Raw genomic sequence first — 258 nt, 5'->3', positions numbered from 1 at the left:
ATCCGGGCAGGATCGCCAATCACCGCTCGCATCGCGGCGTATGATCCGGGTGCCGACATCGGTGATGAACGCGTCCGGTTCCGGAAGCCGCCACTGGGCCAGCACTTGGCGGGCGTCGGCGAAGGATCGACCGGTAGCGATGATGAAGGGCATATCGTCGGACCTTCGCCAGTGCGCAAAGGCTTCCGCCCCGCGGAGACAGCCGGTCAGGGTGTTGTCGATGTCGCATGCGAGCAGCGAGAGTGGACGGTGCATTCG

Annotated in this window: 1 protein-coding gene; it reads right to left on the bottom strand. The window is 65.1% G+C overall.

Translation table 11 applies throughout. From position 1 onward, the window contains the following. The coding region (locus AC0IYH_RS32430) for an HAD family hydrolase (protein WP_471838447.1) at positions 1 to 255 on the bottom strand (255 nt) is incomplete at its 3' end. Positions 256 to 258: the final 3 nt, after the last annotated feature.

It is taken from the genome of Pseudomonas sp. AC463 (assembly GCF_979253585.1).
This window is presented reverse-complemented; position numbering and strand designations above follow the sequence as displayed.